Origin of the sequence: Sphingomonas sp. SUN039 (genome assembly GCF_024758725.1) — a bacterium.
Lineage (GTDB): Bacteria > Pseudomonadota > Alphaproteobacteria > Sphingomonadales > Sphingomonadaceae > Sphingomonas_O.
This window is the reverse complement of sequence record NZ_CP096972.1, coordinates 1,144,742-1,162,843: the sequence shown is the minus strand read 5'-3', so window position 1 is coordinate 1,162,843 and position 18,102 is coordinate 1,144,742. Positions and strand designations below refer to the sequence as shown.

Annotated in this window: 12 protein-coding genes; 10 read left to right on the top strand and 2 right to left on the bottom strand. The window is 62.6% G+C overall.

Annotated features, from left to right (window positions below; translation table 11 throughout):
* Positions 1-97 precede the first annotated feature (97 nt).
* The 10 genes from M0209_RS05665 to M0209_RS05620 all read left to right on the top strand — a co-directional run bounded on the left by M0209_RS05665 (position 98) and on the right by M0209_RS05620 (position 15,070).
* Positions 98-2,683 (top strand): TonB-dependent receptor, encoded by a 2,586-nt coding sequence (locus tag M0209_RS05665; RefSeq protein WP_258887316.1) that lies wholly within the window; start codon positions 98-100, stop codon positions 2,681-2,683.
* Positions 2,684-2,770: 87 nt separating this feature from the next.
* Complete coding sequence (locus M0209_RS05660) at positions 2,771-3,925, top strand: alpha/beta hydrolase (protein ID WP_258887315.1); 1,155 nt, start codon at positions 2,771-2,773, stop codon at positions 3,923-3,925.
* Positions 3,926-4,026: 101 nt separating this feature from the next.
* A complete protein-coding gene (locus M0209_RS05655) occupies positions 4,027-6,543 on the top strand; it encodes a glycoside hydrolase family 2 TIM barrel-domain containing protein (RefSeq protein ID WP_258887314.1) in 2,517 nt (838 codons plus the stop codon).
* Between the two features lie 104 nt (positions 6,544-6,647).
* Positions 6,648-7,829, top strand: a complete 1,182-nt coding sequence (locus tag M0209_RS05650) for an amidohydrolase family protein (RefSeq protein ID WP_258887313.1) — start codon at positions 6,648-6,650, stop codon at positions 7,827-7,829.
* Between the two features lie 32 nt (positions 7,830-7,861).
* On the top strand, positions 7,862-8,884 hold the full coding sequence (locus M0209_RS05645) for an NADP-dependent oxidoreductase (RefSeq protein WP_258887312.1): 1,023 nt from the start codon (positions 7,862-7,864) through the stop codon (positions 8,882-8,884).
* A gap of 2 nt (positions 8,885-8,886) precedes the next feature.
* Positions 8,887-10,347 (top strand): aldehyde dehydrogenase family protein, encoded by a 1,461-nt coding sequence (locus M0209_RS05640; protein ID WP_258887311.1) that lies wholly within the window; start codon positions 8,887-8,889, stop codon positions 10,345-10,347.
* A gap of 2 nt (positions 10,348-10,349) precedes the next feature.
* A complete protein-coding gene (locus tag M0209_RS05635) occupies positions 10,350-11,504 on the top strand; it encodes a thiolase family protein (protein ID WP_258887310.1) in 1,155 nt (384 codons plus the stop codon).
* Entirely contained in the window at positions 11,501-11,899 is a 399-nt protein-coding gene (locus M0209_RS05630; RefSeq protein ID WP_258887309.1) for a Zn-ribbon domain-containing OB-fold protein, read from the top strand. The genes M0209_RS05635 and M0209_RS05630 overlap by 4 nt, the downstream gene beginning before the upstream one ends.
* Positions 11,900-11,909: 10 nt before the next feature.
* Entirely contained in the window at positions 11,910-13,508 is a 1,599-nt protein-coding gene (locus M0209_RS05625) for a GMC family oxidoreductase (RefSeq protein ID WP_258887308.1), read from the top strand.
* A complete protein-coding gene (locus M0209_RS05620; RefSeq protein WP_258887307.1) occupies positions 13,505-15,070 on the top strand; it encodes an alpha/beta hydrolase domain-containing protein in 1,566 nt (521 codons plus the stop codon). Before M0209_RS05625 ends, M0209_RS05620 begins: the two co-directional genes overlap by 4 nt.
* Positions 15,071-15,079: 9 nt before the next feature.
* Here M0209_RS05620 and M0209_RS05615 read toward each other — a convergent pair whose 3' ends face one another.
* Both M0209_RS05615 and M0209_RS05610 read right to left on the bottom strand, forming a co-directional pair.
* Positions 15,080-16,309 (bottom strand): amidohydrolase family protein, encoded by a 1,230-nt coding sequence (locus M0209_RS05615; RefSeq protein WP_258887306.1) that lies wholly within the window; start codon positions 16,307-16,309, stop codon positions 15,080-15,082.
* A 16-nt stretch (positions 16,310-16,325) separates the two neighbouring features.
* A complete protein-coding gene (locus M0209_RS05610) occupies positions 16,326-18,062 on the bottom strand; it encodes an amidohydrolase family protein (RefSeq protein ID WP_258887305.1) in 1,737 nt (578 codons plus the stop codon).
* Positions 18,063-18,102 lie beyond the last annotated feature (40 nt).

The window sequence follows — 18,102 nt, the reverse complement described above, 5'->3', positions numbered from 1 at the left end:
TTTGCCATTGCATTAGTTTTCTGTCCGATTTAGGGGCGGGAATTATGTTCAAGTGATCCCGAGAGGGAGGGTCACAACAGCTAAAGGGGAGATGGTGATGCGCCTTCAGGCACAACAGCAGATTGAGTTGCCACGGACAGTCCGCGTCGCGCTTCTGGCGTCAGCCGGATCGCTTGCATTGTGCGCGCCGATTGCAGCACTCGCCCAAGCGGCACCGGCCCCGGCAGAAGACCGGGCTGTCGTCGAAGCCGACATCATCGTTACGGCGCGCCGTTCGGACGAGCGGCTGCAGGACGTGCCAGTGAGTGTTCAGGTTGTCACCGGCGACAAGCTTTCGCAGCTTTCAATCACGTCGGCCGACGAACTCGGCAAGCTGGCGCCGGGTCTTACACTCGTCAACGACAACGCCGCCACCCAGGTTTCACTGCGCGGCGTATCGTGGCGTCCGGGGTCGGGCACGCCCGCCACCCCGATTTATTTCAACGAAGTGCCGTTCGATCCGGGCAACACCGTTGTGTCGCTCTTCGATATCGGTCAAATCGAAGTGCTACGCGGGCCGCAAGGCACGTCGCGCGGCGCGCCATCGATCTCGGGTGCGGTTACGATCGCCACGAAGAGGCCGAACCTGTCCGAAATCGGTGGCTATGTGCAGGGCTTCTATGCTTCGGCCAATCATTGGGACGTGCAGGCCGCGATCAATGTCCCGATCGTCAAAGACGTCCTGGCCATTCGCCTAGCGACCAATATCGAGAACAGCGAAGGCAACCGGGTCTATAGCGTCAACAGCGCGATCAAGCCGAGCATCAAGGATCGATCGTTCCGCGCTACAGTGTTGTTCACGCCGACCGACACAGTCAGCATTCTGGCCATGTACCAGCGCCGCACGACGGACAAGATGTTCTACAACCAGGTTGTGGGCACGGGCAGCCCCGGTGCCGCCGCTTCGCCTGTCGCGTTCCTCGGCGCACTCGGTGCCATTCCGGCAAATTTCAACGGACCGGCACTGACAATTGGTCAACGCGCGTCGGTCCAGGACGCGCCCAGCATCTTCAAGGAGCAGATCGATCTGCTCACCGTCAACGCCAGCTGGGAAGTGTTCGGCCAGAAGCTGAGCTACAACTTCGGTCGTCAGTTCAATCGCGGGCCGGCCAGCTTTACGACGTCGGACCCGCTCAACATGATTCCCGGCTTCGAATCGTACACCTCGCCGAGCAACGTCGGGCTGCCAGCCTGGTCGTCCCACGAAGTGCGCCTGTCGTCGATGCCCGACTCCGACCGGCCGTTCGATTATGACATCGGCTGGTTCTCGAAGCATTCGCAAGGAACGATCAATTTCAACGCGCCTACCTACCTTGCGGGCGCCTTCGGCGGACCGACGTCGCTGCCAGGGACCGTCAGGACGCCGAACCCCGCCTACGTGCTCAACAGTTCGACGAATATCGCCATCGGGCAGGTGTTCGACTCGTTCTATGGCGACGTGAAATTCCATATCGGTCCCAAAACCGAACTCACCGGCGGCCTGGCAATTGTGCGCGACCGGGTGCCTGTAACCCTCAATATTACGACGTTCCCGGCGCTGAACAACATCGGTAATCTCAATGTCGTCCGGCTGGGTTTCCCGGCTGCGTTTCAGCCGCTGGTGACGTCATGCGCGGTGGTGGGCGCGTTTTCCGGTGCCAACATTGTCGCGAGTACCGCTTATCCCGGAACGTGCGATGCGGTCGTGGCGGCTGGCGTCGGCAATGCGACCCAGAGCAACAACGACAAATATACCGATGCGCTCTATAACTTCTCGCTGTCGCACAAGTTTACCGACGACATTCTCGTCTATGCAACAACCGGAAGCTCGTTCCGCACCGGTCTGCCGGCGATCAACAATCCCGGCCTGCCTGCCAATCTGGTAACGCCCGCGCCTGAAACAGCAAAATCGTACGAGGTCGGCATCAAGACGAGCTGGGGACGCGCGCTGCAGATCAATGCGTCGGTGTTCCAGCTCGACTACAAGAACCAGCTGACAACGTTCGAAGGCGTCCAGTACTGGAATACGGTGTCGAGCCGGGTGGCGCGGACCAGCCTCGCATTCTATCGCAACGTCGACTCGCAGGTTCGCGGATTCGAGCTCGAGATTAACGCGCAGCCGGTCAGGAATCTGACGCTGAACGCGACGCTCGCCTATTCGCAGATCAAGTCGAAGGGCGGTCTCGTTCCGGCCAATCCCGGCGATTGCGCCGGAACGGCTCCCGTTACAGCCGCCAATCCGATCAACTTCTGCCCTTCTGCTGCGGGACAAGTGCTGAATCAGGATGCGCCCTTCTCGGCCACGGCGAGCGGGAACTACAACATCCCGATTACTGACTCGCTCGAGGGCTATCTGCGCTTCAACGTCGCGTACAAGGGCAACAATCCCAACTACGGCAACTTTAGCACGGCGGGCGTTTTCAGGGCGACACCTGCATATGCCATCGTCGATCTCTACGCCGGTCTGTCGGGGGGACACAGTGCCTGGAGCCTCGGCGTCTATGCTAAAAATGTGTTCGACAAGCAGGCGGAACTGGCGCGGATCACCCCAGTGAACAATGTATACAGTCCCTATGCCGTGGCACCGGGCGGCTACGATCAGGTCCGCACGACCCTGCCGCGCGAACTTGGCGTGACGTTGCGTTACGCCTTCGGTTCGAAGTAGGATCGGGACGAACATGAAAGGCGCGGCTTCTTCGGATGGCCGCGCCTTTTTTGTGTTCGGGAACGGAGCGCGCGGGTGGCCACAGCCTTGAAGTTCCTTGCCTATGCGGTGCTTTCGCTCTTCGGCTTTGCGGCGATCGGCAGCTTGATTCCGGCCATTCCGGTCTTAGGCGAACTTGGACCAATTCTCACGTCGACGGCCGGCCCGTGGGTCACTCTGATTTCTCTGTTCGGCGCGGTCTGGCTTTTTTTGCGTTCGCGCCGCAACCGTCGCCGACGTACATATTTCGTGGCTGCACTCGCGGCGACGGCCGCGCTGGGATTTGGCTATGTTCAATCGCAGCAGATTAGCGTCGCGCGGGCAAATGGTGTCGGTATCGATATGACCCAGGCCTTGTTTGCGACCTCGCAAAACGCGGCAAGCCCGAAGCCCGAAACGGTCATTTACGCAGCCTATGACGGCCAGAAATTGCCACTCGACATTTACCGCCCTGCGTCCGGCAGCCGTCCTGCGCCGGTGATCGTCTATATTCACGGCGGTGGCTGGGTCAGCCAGACGCTCAAGCAGCGCGAGGCGGATTATCGCTGGTTCGTCGCGCACGGTTATCTGGTGATTTCGCTCGAATACAGCCTCTCGACCGATAAGCGTCATACCTGGAATGTCGTCGAGCCGCAGCTTGGCTGCGCGCTTGCCTGGGTCGGGGCCAATGCCGGGCGATATGGCGGCGACGCGTCCAAGCTGGCGCTGTGGGGAGAGTCTGCCGGCGGGAACCTCGTTCTCAACATTTCCTATCGCGGCAACGCCGGAACGTTGAAGCCTTCATGCACGGGCACCATGCCGCATATTGTCGCGGCGCTCGCGCTCTACCCCGTCGTCGACCCAGCGCGCATGTACCGCCCTGTCGATTCCGTGCTTGGCGGGTTCGGGCGAATGATGGGAGACAATTACACGGGCGGCTCGCCTGAGAAATTTCCCGACCGCTATATGGCAATTGCCTCGGCGACGCACATCGGTGCCAAAGCGCCGCCGACGCTGCTGATCGTTCCTGAGGCCGACCACCTGGTCGACCCGCAAGCGGCTTATTTTTTCGAAGCACGGGCGCGGGCCGCGGGTATCCCTACGCGATTGATCAAAGTGCCTTATGCAGAACACGCCTTCGATCTTCGCAGCGGCAGCATCGGCAACCAGCTGGTGCGGCGGGCTATGCTGCGCTTTCTCGACGAACATGGAATGAGGGCGTGAATCCGATGACTGACATCTCCAGACGAAGCGCACTCAAAGCGTCGGCAACCGCCGCTGCTGTCATTACCGCCCCACGCCTCCACGCCGCTGCCGGCTCGAGCATGCCTGTCGCACGCGACATGTCGTTCGACGAAGGCTGGAAATTCTTCCTCGGCGATCCTGACAACGGGCAGGCTCCCGGGTTCGCCGATGGCAACTGGCGCACGCTCGATCTGCCGCACGACTGGCGGATCGAGGATTTGCCGAATGCCTCCGACGACGGCGGTGCGACCGCCGATCCGTCGCTCTATGCCTTTCACACCTTGCCCTCACCCGATGGCGTCGCGCCGCCGGTGATCGGCCCGTTCGATCTGAATGCCGATCCGAAGCCCGACATGGACATTACGATCCCCGGTTTCGGGCGCATCCTGATGCCGGGCGGGCGCGGACAAGGCTATACGGTTGGCAACATCGGCTGGTATCGCAAGCACTTCGACATGCCGCCCGGCGGAAATCGCCGTATCGAACTGCGTTTCGATGGCATTTACCGCAACGCCGACGTCTGGATCAACGGCAAACACCTTGGGTTTCACCCCAATGGCTACACCAGCTTCGCCTATGACTTGACGCCGCACCTCGACCCGCGCGGAAACAATGTTGTGGCGGTGCGCGTCGACAATCGCGGCAAACCGAGCCGTTGGTATACTGGATCGGGCATTTATCGGCATAGCTGGCTGACCGTCACGGACTATGTACGCATTCCCACATGGGGCGTGCAGGTGACGACGCCGGTGGCCGACCCGAAACGATCGGTGGCGCGCTTTGCGGTGACGACGGCCAACGCGCACACTGCGCCGGTCGACGCAAGCGTGCGCCTGACCGTACTCGATCCGCAAGGACGCGCGGTCGCAACCCAAACTGCAGAGGCGCAGACCGTAGCGGGCGCTGGCGAGGCCATCTATCACGCTGAGATTGCGCTCAAGGGAGCCGCGCTGTGGTCGCCCGAGCACCCCAATCTCTACAAGGTCCGCGCCGAAGTTCTGATCGGCGGAAAAGTCGTCGATACGGTCACCACGCCCTTCGGCATCCGCACGTTGTTGTGGAACGGTACTGTTGGCTTCCAGCTCAACGGCAAGACCTACAAGCTGCGCGGCGGCAACATCCATCACGACCATGGCCCGTTGGGCGCGGTAGCCATCGACCGGGCTGAAATCCGCACGGTCGAAGTGATGAAGGCGGCCGGCTTCAACGCCATCCGCGCGGCGCACAATCCGCCATCGCCCGCGATGCTCGATGCCTGCGACCGGCTTGGCATTATGGTGCTCGAAGAGTTTTCAGACATCTGGGACATCCCGAAACTCTCTGACGACTACCACACCCATTTCGTCGAATGGTGGGAGCGCGACTTGAGCGCGATGATCCGGCGCGACCGCAACCATCCGAGCGTCATCTATTGGTCGGTTGGCAACGAGATACCGTCCGACCCAAACAAATATGGTCCCAAGCTCGCGGCGCTCGTGCGGTCGCTCGATACAACACGCCCGGTCGGGCGCGGCGGCATGAATGTGGCCGGGTTCACCGGCAACGGGGCCGGGCCCGAAATCTGGGCCTATGTCGATGTTGGCGATTTTCATAGCGCGCCGTCGTCGGCTCAGCGCGCGGCCCATACCGACAGGGCGTTCTTCCAGAGCGAGAATACCGTCGCGCATATCTATGATGACTGGAAGCTGGCGAATGACAACGCTTGGTACGTCGGCAGCTGGGTGTGGTCGGGCTGGGACTATATGGGAGAAGCAGGATCGGGCGCGCCGATCATTGGGCGTTCGCTTAAGGAAATGGCCGTCCACGCCTATGATCCTGTCACGGGCAAAATCCCCTATCCCTGGTTCAGCAATGCCCAAGGCGACATCGACCTGATCGGCCAGCGCCGACCGCAGAGCTATTACCGACATGTCGTCGAGGGGCTCAGCCCGCTGGAGATGATGGTCGAACGGCCGATCCCCGGTGGGCTCAGTGCTTTCAACGTCGGCTATTCGTGGTTCGATGAACTGAAAAGCTGGACATGGGGCGTCCCTGCAGGACAGCCGATGCTGGTGAGGGTCTACACGCGGGGCGACAGCATCACGCTGATGCTCAACGGCAAGCCAGTCGAAACCAAAGCGCTGGTCGAAACTGACAAGTGCATTGCTGTGTTTAAGGTGCCCTATGCGCCGGGCACACTGGTTGCGGTCGCGAGCCGGGGCGGCAAGGAAATCGCCCGCAAGATGCTGGCGACCACAGGCAACCCCGCCGCGCTGCGCCTCGTGTCCGACGTGCGCGGTTTGACGACCGGTCGTGCCGACCTCGCGCATGTGCTCGTCGAAGTGATCGACGATCGCGGAAGCGTCGTGCCGGATGCAACACTCAGGATCGACTTTGCGGTCGAGGGCGCGGGTGAACTCGCCGGGGTCGCGAACGGCAACCCGCACAATGTCGACAGCTTCAAGCGGCCGCGACGCTGGACCTGGCATGGGCAGGCCCTGGCAATCCTGCGACCGGGCAAGCAATCGGGGTGGCTGGTGCTTACGGCAAAGGCGGCGGGCCTAAAACCTGCGCGGCTCAACCTGCAAGTGGCCGCCGCGAGCCGTGAGTCTGGATGAACTGACCATCGCTTGATACCTGTATGATATCAATTTGCCGTTGTTTCATATTTGTCTCGATAGGCTGGAGCAGGTAATTTCAACGGCAACGAAGGAGAGACCGCATGGCTGAACACACCGACACGCTCATCGCCCCCCGGCCCGACACCCGCGCGAAGGCGCTGATCGTCGATGCCGACGCGCACGTGAATCCGTCGCATGATATGTGGGCAGACTATCTGCCTGAACGCTTGCGCGAACACGCGCCGCAAGTCGAGCATGGCGAGGACTGCGATTACATCGTGTTTGAAGGCAAGCGCCGGAAGGTCAACCTGATCAGCGCGCAAGCCGGTCGCAAGGGCGAAGATTTCAAGATGGAAGGCCGCGTCGCCGATGCCCGCGCAGGCGGCTGGATGCCCAAGGCGCGGATTGCCGATATGGATGAGGACGGCATCGACACTGCCGTGCTGTTCGGCGGCGGGCCGCTCGGCACGTCGAACATCGAACTCTTCACCGCGAGCTTCACCGCATACAACAATTGGCTCGCCGATTTCTGCGCGCACGACCCGAAGCGCTTCGTCGGTGTCGGCTACATTCCGATGCAGGATGTCGATGTCGCGATTGCGCTGATGCGCGACTGCGTGAAGCGCGGCCTGAAGGCGATCAACATTCCTGCCTTCCCGATGAAAAAGCTCGAGTCGCTGAAAAGCAGTGAATCGCAGACAATGGCGCTAACCGGCGACGTCACGGGCGACCGCAGCTATGCCGATGCCGAGTTCGATCCGTTCTGGAAAGCGGCGTGCGATCTCGGCGTGCCGATCACGATCCATCTCGGCGGTCGCGCCGTGCGCTTCACCGAGCCGAAATTCTTCCTGTCCGATCTGCTGATGTCGAAATTCGGCATGGCCGAACCGATTGCGATCATGATCTATGGCGGCGTGTTCCAGCGCTTTCCCGATTTGAAGCTCGTTTCGGTCGAGAGCGGCGTCGGCTGGCTCGCGTTCGCGGCGAATTACATGGATGAAACCTGGCATAAACAGCGCCACTGGGTGAATAGCGTCCTCGAAAAGCCGCCGAGCTATTTCATGGACCGCAACATCTATGGGTCTTTCATCCATGACCGCGTCGGCATCCTGACGCGCGATATGCCGGGTGCAGGCAACATCATGTGGTCGTCGGATTATCCGCATTCGGAAACGACATTCCCGCACTCGATGGACAAAATCGAGGAACTGTTCGCGGGCGTCCCCGAGGCTGACAAGAACATGATCATCGGCGGTCGGGCGAAGGTGCTCTACAACCTCTGATCGACCCGTACGACAACAAGCCGGAGAGATAAATGCCGAACGGACAGCGCGTCGTCCTGCGCCACTACCCGCACGGGGCGATGCAGCCGTCAGATTTCGGCATCGAAGAGCTGTCCTTGCCCGACATCGGCGCCGGCGAGTTCCTCGTGCGCGCGCTCTATGTCTCGGTCGACCCGATGCTGCGGCTGTTCATCGATCCGGCACCGCTCGGCGGTAAAATGCCGCCAATGCCGCTGGGAACGACAATCCCGGGACCGGCTGTCGGTAAGGTCATCGAGTCCAATCATCCCGACTTCGCCGTCGGAACGATTGTCGAGGGCCGTTTCGGCTGGCAGCATTTTGCCGTGTCGAACGGGACGGGCGTGCAGCGGGTCAGCTCGAAACTCGGCAGTCCCGAGAACGCGTTGAGCATCGGGGGCCTGCCGGGATTCACCGCCTACGTCGGGCTCGAGGTCGCCGGTGGCGTCAAGTCAGGACAGACATTCCTCGTTAGCGGCGCGGCAGGCGCGGTCGGGTCCGCAGCGGGGGCGCTCATCCACGCGCGCGGCGGCCGCGCCGTCGGAATTGCAGGCGGTGCGGACAAATGCCGCTATCTGGTCGAGGAGATCGGCTATGACGCGGCCATCGACCGGCTCGCGCCCGATTTCCTGGCGCAGCTTGCCACCGCTTTGCCCTCCGGCGCAGACGTCTATTTCGATAATGTCGGTGGGGCGATGCTCGCATCGATCGTGCCAATGATGGCGCGCGGCGGACTCGTGCTGATCTGCGGCCTGATGGCGCAATATCAGGGCGAAGCGGCGACCAGTGTCGATCACCTGCCCGATGTTTTGCGCGCGGTGATGTTCAACAGCTTGCGAATTCAGGGCTTCACTCAGGTCGGGCAGGACGCGCTGCGCCCTGCTTTCGAGGCTGAACTCGTCGACCTCGTCGCCAGCAATCGCATGAAGGTGGCGATGCATATCGAGGACGGCATCGAGCGCCTGCCGCAGGCGATGGCCGGGCTGTTCGACAACAGCGTAACCGGCAAGGTCGTCGTCCGCGTAGGAGAGATTTGATAATGATGACTGACATGCTGATCGACGGCCGGCTCGTGAAGGGCGCAGGTGCGCCGGTCATGGTGCACAATCCGTCGTCGGGAGAAGTGGCCGCGACCTTTCCCGGGGCCTCGATCGACCAGTTCGCGGCGGCGATTGCCTCTGCCCGCGCGGCTGCCGACAAGGGCGTGTGGGCGGCACTTAAGCCGAGCGAACGCGTCACCGTACTTCGCCACTTTCTGGAATTGCTGGTCGATCAGACCGCCGCGCTCAAGTCGCTCATCACCCTTGAAACCGGTGCGCCAGTGGGTGGGTTCATCATCGAAGCCCAGGTCGCCGGCCCGCTGCGCCAGATCGGCGAGATGTTCGATCTTTATGCGAAACTGCCCGAGCTCGAGGAAAACCCCCTGACGCTCGAGGAGCGAATCAACAGTTCGGGCGGCTTTGTCCAGAGCATCAAACGTTATGTTCCAGTTGGCGTCGTCGCGGCAATTTCGGCGTACAATTTTCCGCTACATATCAGCCTGTGGAAGCTGATGAGCGCGCTCGTCACCGGCAATTGCGTTATCCTGCGTCCCAGTCCGCTCACACCGCTCGCGACCCTTGCCCTTGGCGAGGCAGCGCTCGCGGCGGGTCTGCCAGCCGGGGTGCTTCACATCGTTGCCGAAGCCGGGCCGGAGGGCGCAACGCTGATGACCAGCGATCCGGCCGTCGATATGGTCAGCTTCACCGGCTCGACCGAAGTCGGCAGCAAGGTTGCCGCGCAGGCTGCGCCCTCGATGAAGCGGTTGCAACTCGAACTGGGCGGCAAGTCGGCGCAGATATATCTGCCTGACCGGATTGAGGCAGCGTTCTCGGCCGCGATCGGCGTGTGCCTCGCCCATGCCGGACAGGGCTGTGTGCTGGGTACGCGGGTGTTCGTGCCAGAAGCGGACAAACCCAAGGTCCTTGCGGCGATGGCGGCGAGCCTCGCCTATGCCAGGATCGGTGATTCGACCGACCCGACCACGACGATGGGGCCAGTGATCAGCGCGGCACAGGCGGCGCGTTGCGAACGCTACGTCCAGCTGGCGGTCGATGCGGGTGCGACGGTGGTTGCCGGTGGCAAGCGCCCCGACCGGCCGGGATTTTACTTTGAGCCGACCATCCTCGACGTTCCCGACAACAAGAACCCCGCCGCGCAGGACGAGATTTTCGGCCCCGTGGTCTGCGTGATCGGCTACCGCGATGTCGATCATGCGGTTGAAATGGCGAATGATTCCTCGCTCGGCCTGTCGGGCTATGTCTATGGCAAGGATGCGCGCGCTGCGCTTGATGTCGCCAAACGGATCCGCACCGGCACGATCAACGTCAATTCCTTCTTTTCCAGCCCCACAGCCTCGATCGGGGGACACAAGATGAGCGGTGTCGGGCGCGAGAAGGGGATCGAGGGCTTCAGGGCGTTCCAGGAAATCCAGGTCATGAACCTTGGCTCGGCCGTCTGACGATGGAACGCGCTAGCATCGCCATCGTCGGCATGGGAGTGACGAAACAAGGCCGCGCGCTCGGCGTCACCGAGGTCGAACTGCGGCGGCAGGCGCTGGAACTTGCGCTGGTCGATGCCGGGATCGGGCGCGACGCCATCGATGGGTATATCCTTGCGTCGCACGAGCGCGAGGATCTGCGCTATCTCGGTCTCTCGCCTAATTTTTCCTGGCCGGTGCAGACCGGCGGAGCGACGGCGCCGTGCACCTTCATCATGGCAGCAGGCGCAATCCTGTCGGGCCAGGCGGACATGGTCGCCTGCGCCTATGCCATGGCCCCGTCCTCGGGCGGCATGCCGGGCTTCGGCGGCAAGATGTCGTTCGGGTCGCTCGGCTATGGCTATCCCGCGCAGGTCGGGATGATCGGCGCAGCCAGCGCTCACGCGCTCCATGCGCGTTGGCATATGGACCATTATGGCACCACCAGCGAGCATCTCGGGGCGGTCGCGGTGCAGCTGCGCGACCACGCCGTCAACCGTCCCGATGCGATGGGTTACGGCCAGCCGATCACGCTGGCGGACCATCAGGCCTCGCCGATGGTCGTCGATCCGTTTCATATGCTCGATTGCTGCCGCGACACCGATGGCGGCGCCGTTTTCATCGTGACGAGCGCCGAACGCGCCAAGTCGATGGCACAGAAGCACCCTGTGTTCCTGCTGGGGGCGGGCACGGGGCATAATATCGGCAATTGGCACAAGCGGGACGTCTACGCGCATCACGACGCCATTGCCCCGGCGATCGGGCGCGCGCTGGCGCAGGCCGGCGTGTCGCTCGGCGATATCGATACCGCCCAATTCTACGACCCGTTCACGATCTCCATAATCATGCAGCTCGAACATTATGGGTTCTGCGCGCCGGGGACGGGCGGGCCGTTCGTTGCCGACGGTGGCATTTCGCTCGGCGGCAAAATCCCGTCGAACACGGGCGGCGGACAGATTTCCGGCTTTTACGCTGCAGGATTTACGCCGCTGATCGAGGCGATGAAACAATTGCGCGGCGAGGCCGGGGCAACGCAGGTCAAGGGCGCTCGCATCGCGCTGACGAGCGGGCATGGGTTGAACGGGGGCGTGCAGAATACCTGGTCGCACGGCACGCTGATCCTGGGAGCCGAGGCATGACCGCCGAAAACGTCGGGCCGCTCGTGGCCGGTGAACTGGACGCACCATTCTGGGATGCATGGAAAGCCGATGAGAGCTTTCTGCTCCACCGTTGCAGCACCTGCGGCCGCCACGACTGGCCCGCGTCCTGCTGTATCGACCACGGCCAGGCACCGATGGTCTGGGTGCCGACATCCGGTGCCGGAACGATCGACACCTACACGATCTTCTACCGGGCCTATGTGAAGGAACTGGCGGGCGACGTGCCTTATGTCGTCGCCGTGGTCCGCCTCGACGAAGGACCCTATTTTCATACGCGCATCACCGGCATTGCGCCTGATGCCGTGAAGACCGGCATGCGCGTTCGCGTTCGGAAAGGGGAGGGCGACGCCTTCCCGCTTTTCCAGCCTGAATGATAAAGGTCTGATGCTTCCGGCGGAAGCCGACTTCGTGATTGCCGGGGGCGGCGCCGCAGGGTGCGTGCTGGCGGCGCGACTGTCGGAAAACCCTGCGCACAGGGTCGTCCTGCTCGAAGCCGGTGCGCGCAGCGATGGCTTTCTCGTCAAAATGCCGGTCGGGTCGTACCTGATGCTCGGCAAGCCCGCGAGCGACTGGCTGTACACGACCGAACCTGACCCTTCGCTGCTGGGGCGCGAAAGCATCTGGTCGGCGGGAAAAATGCTCGGCGGGGGGTCGGCGATCAATGGCATGGTCTACATTCGGGGGAGCCGGGCGGATTATGACGACTGGGCCGACCGGCTGGGGTGCGTCGGGTGGGGCTGGGACGACGTCCAGGCTTATTTCCTGAAGTCCGCAAGCTATGCAGGTGAATCCCGTCGGACCCATTCGACGTCGGGACCGCTCGGCGTATCATGCCCGCGCAGCGTGCATAAGCTCTCGCGTGCCTTTGTTGCCGCCTGCAAAGAGCGGGGCTTAGCCGAGATCGAGGATTATTGCGTCGGCGACATCGACGGTGCGTTCGTCAATCTGGTCACCCAGCGGAACGGCCAGCGGTCGAGCGCGGCGCGCGCGTTCCTCGAACCGGCGATGCGACGGCCGAACCTGACCGTGGTCACCGGGGCGCTGGTCGACAAGGTGGTGATTGCGGACGGGCGCGTCACAGGGGTGCGCTATATCAAGGGCGCCCAAATCCGCGAGATTACGGTACGACGTGAAGCAATCGTCAGTGCCAGCACGTTGCAATCGCCCGCAATCCTGATGCGCTCGGGCATCGGTCGTGCCGCGGCGTTACGGGCGCTGGGCATCGACGTGCAGGTCGATGCACTCGAGGTCGGGCGTAATCTTCAGGAACATGCCAGCGTTCAAACCAGCTATTTCGTCGATGTGCCAACCTACAACACGATGGTCAGTCGCTGGCGGATGCCGATGAATCTCTTGAACTATTTGGTGTTCAGTCGCGGGCCGTTGTCGGCGACGCCGGTCGAAGCGATGGCTTATTTGCGGTCTCGGCCCGAACTGGCCGAACCCGATATCAAGCTTCAGTTCGGCCCGCTTGCCTTCGACCCGGCCACACGCCGCCCGCACAAGCGACCGGGTGTGGTGGTCTTCGCCAATGTCGCCAAGCCGCGCAGCCGGGGCGAAATTCGTCTTCGCAGCGCAGACCCTGCGGATAAGCCGGTCATCGATCACCGGTTGCTGGGCGACCCGTACGATGTCGCGGCGTTGATCGGGGGATTGAAACAGGTCGACGATATCCTGAACGCCGCGCCGTTCGGCAACCATCTCCGGGGTCGGCTCAGCCCTGACGCCAGGCCGACGAGCGATGAGGAATGGGAACACCGCATCCGCTCGACGGCCGGCATCGGCTATCACCCCGTCGGCACCTGCCATATGGGCGGGGATTCGGCAGCGGTGGTCGATCCCAGACTCCGGGTACGCGGCGTCACAGGGCTGCGCGTCGCCGATGCGTCGATCATGCCGATCATGCCCGCCGCCAATACCAATGCGCCGGCGATCATGATCGGTGAAAAGGCCGCCGATCTGATCAAGGAGGATGCGAGATGAAAGTCCATACGACATGCACGCGCTTTGCTTTGGCCGTCGCGTTGTTGATGCAGCCCGCGCTGACAGCGGCGCAGGTCCCGGTATCGAAGGCGATTCCGCAAGTTTCCGGACCCATTCCCGTCACCGCGGACTCCAAACCCTTCCTCTACGCCCAAAAGGCGCTCGACGCCGTCGACTATGTCGAAGAGGAATACTTCCTGTCGGGTATGGCCAATGTCTATGACTGGGCAGGGTCCGGCCACCAGGTAAAGGTCGTCGCCGGGCCGGGCAAATATGTGACGCGCATCCTCGTCATGCGCCCGCGCGACGCCGCCAAATTCGGTGGCAATGTCGAAGTCACCGTCCTTAACGCCAGCCTCAACCTCGATTTTGGCGGGCCCACCGACTTCGCGCAAATGGTCAAGCAGGGCGATGTCTGGATCGGGATTACCACCAAGGCGGTGACGGCCAATGCGCTGAAGAAGTTCGACCCTGTCCGCTATGCACCGCTCGACTGGAGCAACCCCGCGCCACCGGCCAGCCGCTGCCCCCAGCCGACGATGATCCCGACCTATATGGTCGGGGACAAGGCGGCGCTGGACGCGGCGCTCAAATCGGGCGTGAAAAGCAGCTGGCCCGAATATGAGGACGGGCTGGTCTGGGACATGCTCGGGCAACTGGGGCTGCTGTTGAAGAACGAGCAGCGACAGCGCCTTCTGCCCGGGTTCGGCAAGCCGTTTGTCTACATGTCGGGCATTTCCCAATCGGCCATCTACATCCGCACCTGGATCGCGGGCCTTCATAATCGATATCGGACCGCGGATGGCAAACCGGTCTACGACGGATATCTCGGCATCGTCGGGCCTGCGATGATCCGGATGAACCAGTGCGCCGCCGACCTGGCGCTTACGGACCCGCTCCAGAAACTCATCCCGCCCGACGTGCCGTTCATCTCGCTCTCGTCGGAGGGAGAAATGTGGCAGGCGCGCGCCACCCACCAGCCCGATCGCTTCACGGCCAGAGGCGGGATCGTGACTTATGAAGTGGCCGGAGCCTCGCACCGGGGTGGCAATGTGCCGGGTCTCGCGCCGGATGCGATCTCGTTCGCGGCGATTCCGGATATGATGAAGGCCGGCTTCAAGATGCCCGACACCGGGGGGCTGGCAAAACTTTTCCCCGCCGGCGCGGTTCCCAATGACTTTATCTGGCAACCGCTGGAGCGCGGCGCGTTTCGCAACCTCCAGCTTTGGGTGCGCCACGGCATCAAGCCGCCACAAGCGCCCGGCATCGCGCTGGATGCGCGGCGCGAGATTCGGCGCGACGCGAATGGAAATGCACTGGGTGGGGTGCGGATGCCGTACATTGATGTGCCGGTCGCCAGCTATACCGGCTATTTGTCGGCGGGTGGCATGGGTGGCGTAACGGGGGCGAAGAAAGCCTTCGCGCCGGAAACGCTTAAATTGCTCTACCCCGATCACGCCGCTTATGTGGCGACGTTCTCGGCGTCGACGGACCGCCTGGTCGCGGGCCGATGGATTTCGCCTGAAGATGCTGCCGCAATGAAAGCGGCAGCCGCAAAATAGCTCGGCGACCTAGGCGAAGGTCAGTTCGCGGGCATTCTCCAGCATGATCTTGCGCTTGTCGGCTTCGGAGAAGCCCGCCAGATTGTCGAAGAAATCGCGCGGATTGCCGACGCCTTCGGCATGCGGCCAATCCGAGCCGAACAATATGCGTTCGACCGGGATGTGTTTGGCGAGGTCGGCGACATCATCTTCGACGAACGGCGCGACCCAGCAATTGCGGTGAAATTGATCGACGGGGTGCTGCGCGAACATGCCGGGATGCTGGACATGCGCGACCGACAGATCGCGCAGCAGCGATGCGACCCAAGTGCCGCCGTTTTCGATGAAGGCGAATTTGAGCCGGGGGAAGCGGACGAACAGGCCGTGCGCGACCAGCACAGCGGCAAAGTCGCGGACCAGCCGGTGTTTCTGGATCATGCTGATCAGGTTTGTGTCGAAATCCGATGTGTCCTCGAGGCCTACCGACATCGTCTTGGTCTTGCCCTCGAGGTCGAGGTTCCAGACCTTGCCGACCGCAGAATCGACCGAGCCATAGCCATCCTCGAACCCGGCATGGACCGTCGCGGTAATCCCCGCTTCCTCGACCCGCGCCCAGAAGGGGTCGAAAACGGAATCGGCGGGCGAGCGCATGCCGGACGCGGTGAACACCGGCCCGTTGCGGATCGTGATAATCCGTGCGCCGCGCGCGATCGCCCATTCGAGGTCGCGGACGGCCGCATCGAGGTCGGAGAGCGACAGCAGCGGCGCAGCGAAGATCCGGTTCTTATAGGCAAAACCCCAGTCCTCTTCGATCCAGCGGTTGAACGCGCCGAGGATGTGGAGCGATGCCTCGATATCCGGCTGCATCGGGCCTTCGATGCAGACGCCGTGCGACGGAAACAGCCAGCACGCCTCGATCCCCTGGTCGTCCATGCAGGTCAGGCGGGCGTCGCGGTTGTACCACTCGGGATGGTCGGCTGGCCGTTCGGACCATAGCGACGGCTGGTGCGGGTCGCTCGGCGCCGTGCCCGCGAAATAATCGAACAGCGATCCCGGCACCGGGCGACCGTGCAGGTCGCCGGGACCCGGCAGGATCGGGTGGACCTTGTCGCTGATATAATAGCGGACGATGCCATCTTTCTCGACCAGCCTCAGCCCGCGATCTTTGAATTTGGGGTCGCGATACCGGGTGAAGGCGTCGTGCGCTTCCCAATAATGATTGTCCGCATCGAATATGGTGCCGAATTCGCTGTTCCGCATCGCTCAGCTCCTATCGTCAAGCCACGCCGTGGCGCAGTAATTTACCGGGTGTCGCCTCGGTGCATTCGCCATCGATGAACGTGATCTCGCCATTGACGATGATGTAGTTATAGCCTGTCGCCTTCTGGATCAGCCGCCACTCGCCCGCAGGATAGTCCCACGCGCGCTCGGCGGGGAGGCTGTCGAGCTGCTCATAGTCATAGACGAGAATATCGGCAGGCATGCCTATGGCGAGCGACCCGCGTCCTTTGAGACCCGCGGCCTGGGCGGGCATGGCGGAAAGCCTCCAGTGCGCCTCTTCGAGCGACATGATGTTGTGCTCACGCACCCAATAGCTGATCAGCTCGGTCGGGAAACGGCCGGTGGTCACGAATTTGGTATGCGCGCCGCCGTCGCTGACGCCCGGCAGCGAGACAGTCCCGTTGGCGATTTCCTTCATCGCTTCGGGCGGGGTGATGATCAGCTTGGTCTCGAACCCGCTCTTCAGTTCGCCGTAAAGGGCGATATCGAGCAGCACGTCGAGCGGGTGCTTGTTCTCGCGCGCGGCAATCTCGCCGATTTTATAGCCTTCGTATCGGTCCTGAAGGGCGAGCCCATCGGGCACATCGAGCGGAATCCAGCCGACCTTGATTTCATCGACGACATAGCCCGCCCCGAACAGCCCGCCGCGCTCTTCGTGAATGGCCTTCAACGCCTTACGCCGCTCGGGATCTTTGAATTTCGCGGTTTTCTCCGCAATCGTCCCCATGCACAGGTCTTTCCACGCCGGGATCGCGTCGGCGAGGTTGTAATCCTCGAAGGTGAATTGCGAGGCGAAATTGGTGGTCAGCGCCTGGGCGAAGACGCGCAGCCCGTCTTGTTCATTGAGCTGCCGTAGCCGCGCCAGGGCATCCCTGGGCAGAATCTTCATGCCCCCATGCTGGTTGAGCGCGCCTTCGGCGATCAACGCGTTCCAGATCACCGGACGCCCGCTTTCGCGCGCCATGATTTCGGCGAGGTCCATGTCTCCCGTGATCTGGGAAACGCCGCGGCCGAGCTTGCCCATCGTCCGGCAGAACGCCGTCAGGTCGCGCTCGCTCATCAGGTCGGTGACCATGGGCGTGCCGTCATGGTCGAGCTGGACATTGCCCTCGACGCCGAGAATCTGCGCGCTGATGCCGCAGCCGCCGACTTCCATGCCTTCGGTCAGCAGGTCGCACATCTGTTGAAGTTCGTCATCGGTTGCCGCGCGCCGCTTGGCTTCGTCGGTGCCGACAACATAACCATAGAGCGGGGCGAGCGGGACGAACGACATCACGTTGATGCCCTTTGGGGTGCGCTCGACGCTGTCGAGATATTCCTTGAAGCTCACCCAGTCCCACGGCATCCCTTGCCGCATTGTCTCCAGCGGCACCGCCTCGTTGCGGACGAGCGAAAGCATCGTCCGCTCGCGGTCTTCGGGCTTGCAGGGCGCAAAGCCGAAACCGCAATTGCCGATCACGACGCTGGTTACGCCGTGCCAGCCCGAGATGGTGCACCACGGGTCCCAGAAAATCTGACTGTCGTAATGGGTGTGGAGATCGACCGCGCCGGGGGCGACGATTTTGCCGCCCGCGTCGATGACCCGCTCCGCATCGGTGACCGGGATGTTCCCCCCGATCTCGACGATCTTGCCGTCGCTGATGCCGATGTCGGCACGATAGCGCGGGGTTCGCAGGCCATCGATGACCGTGCCGCCCTTGATCACGAGGTCGTATGTGCGTCCTCTCGCCATGCTACTCTCCGACTCGGCGGCGATAGCCCCGCTCTTTCGG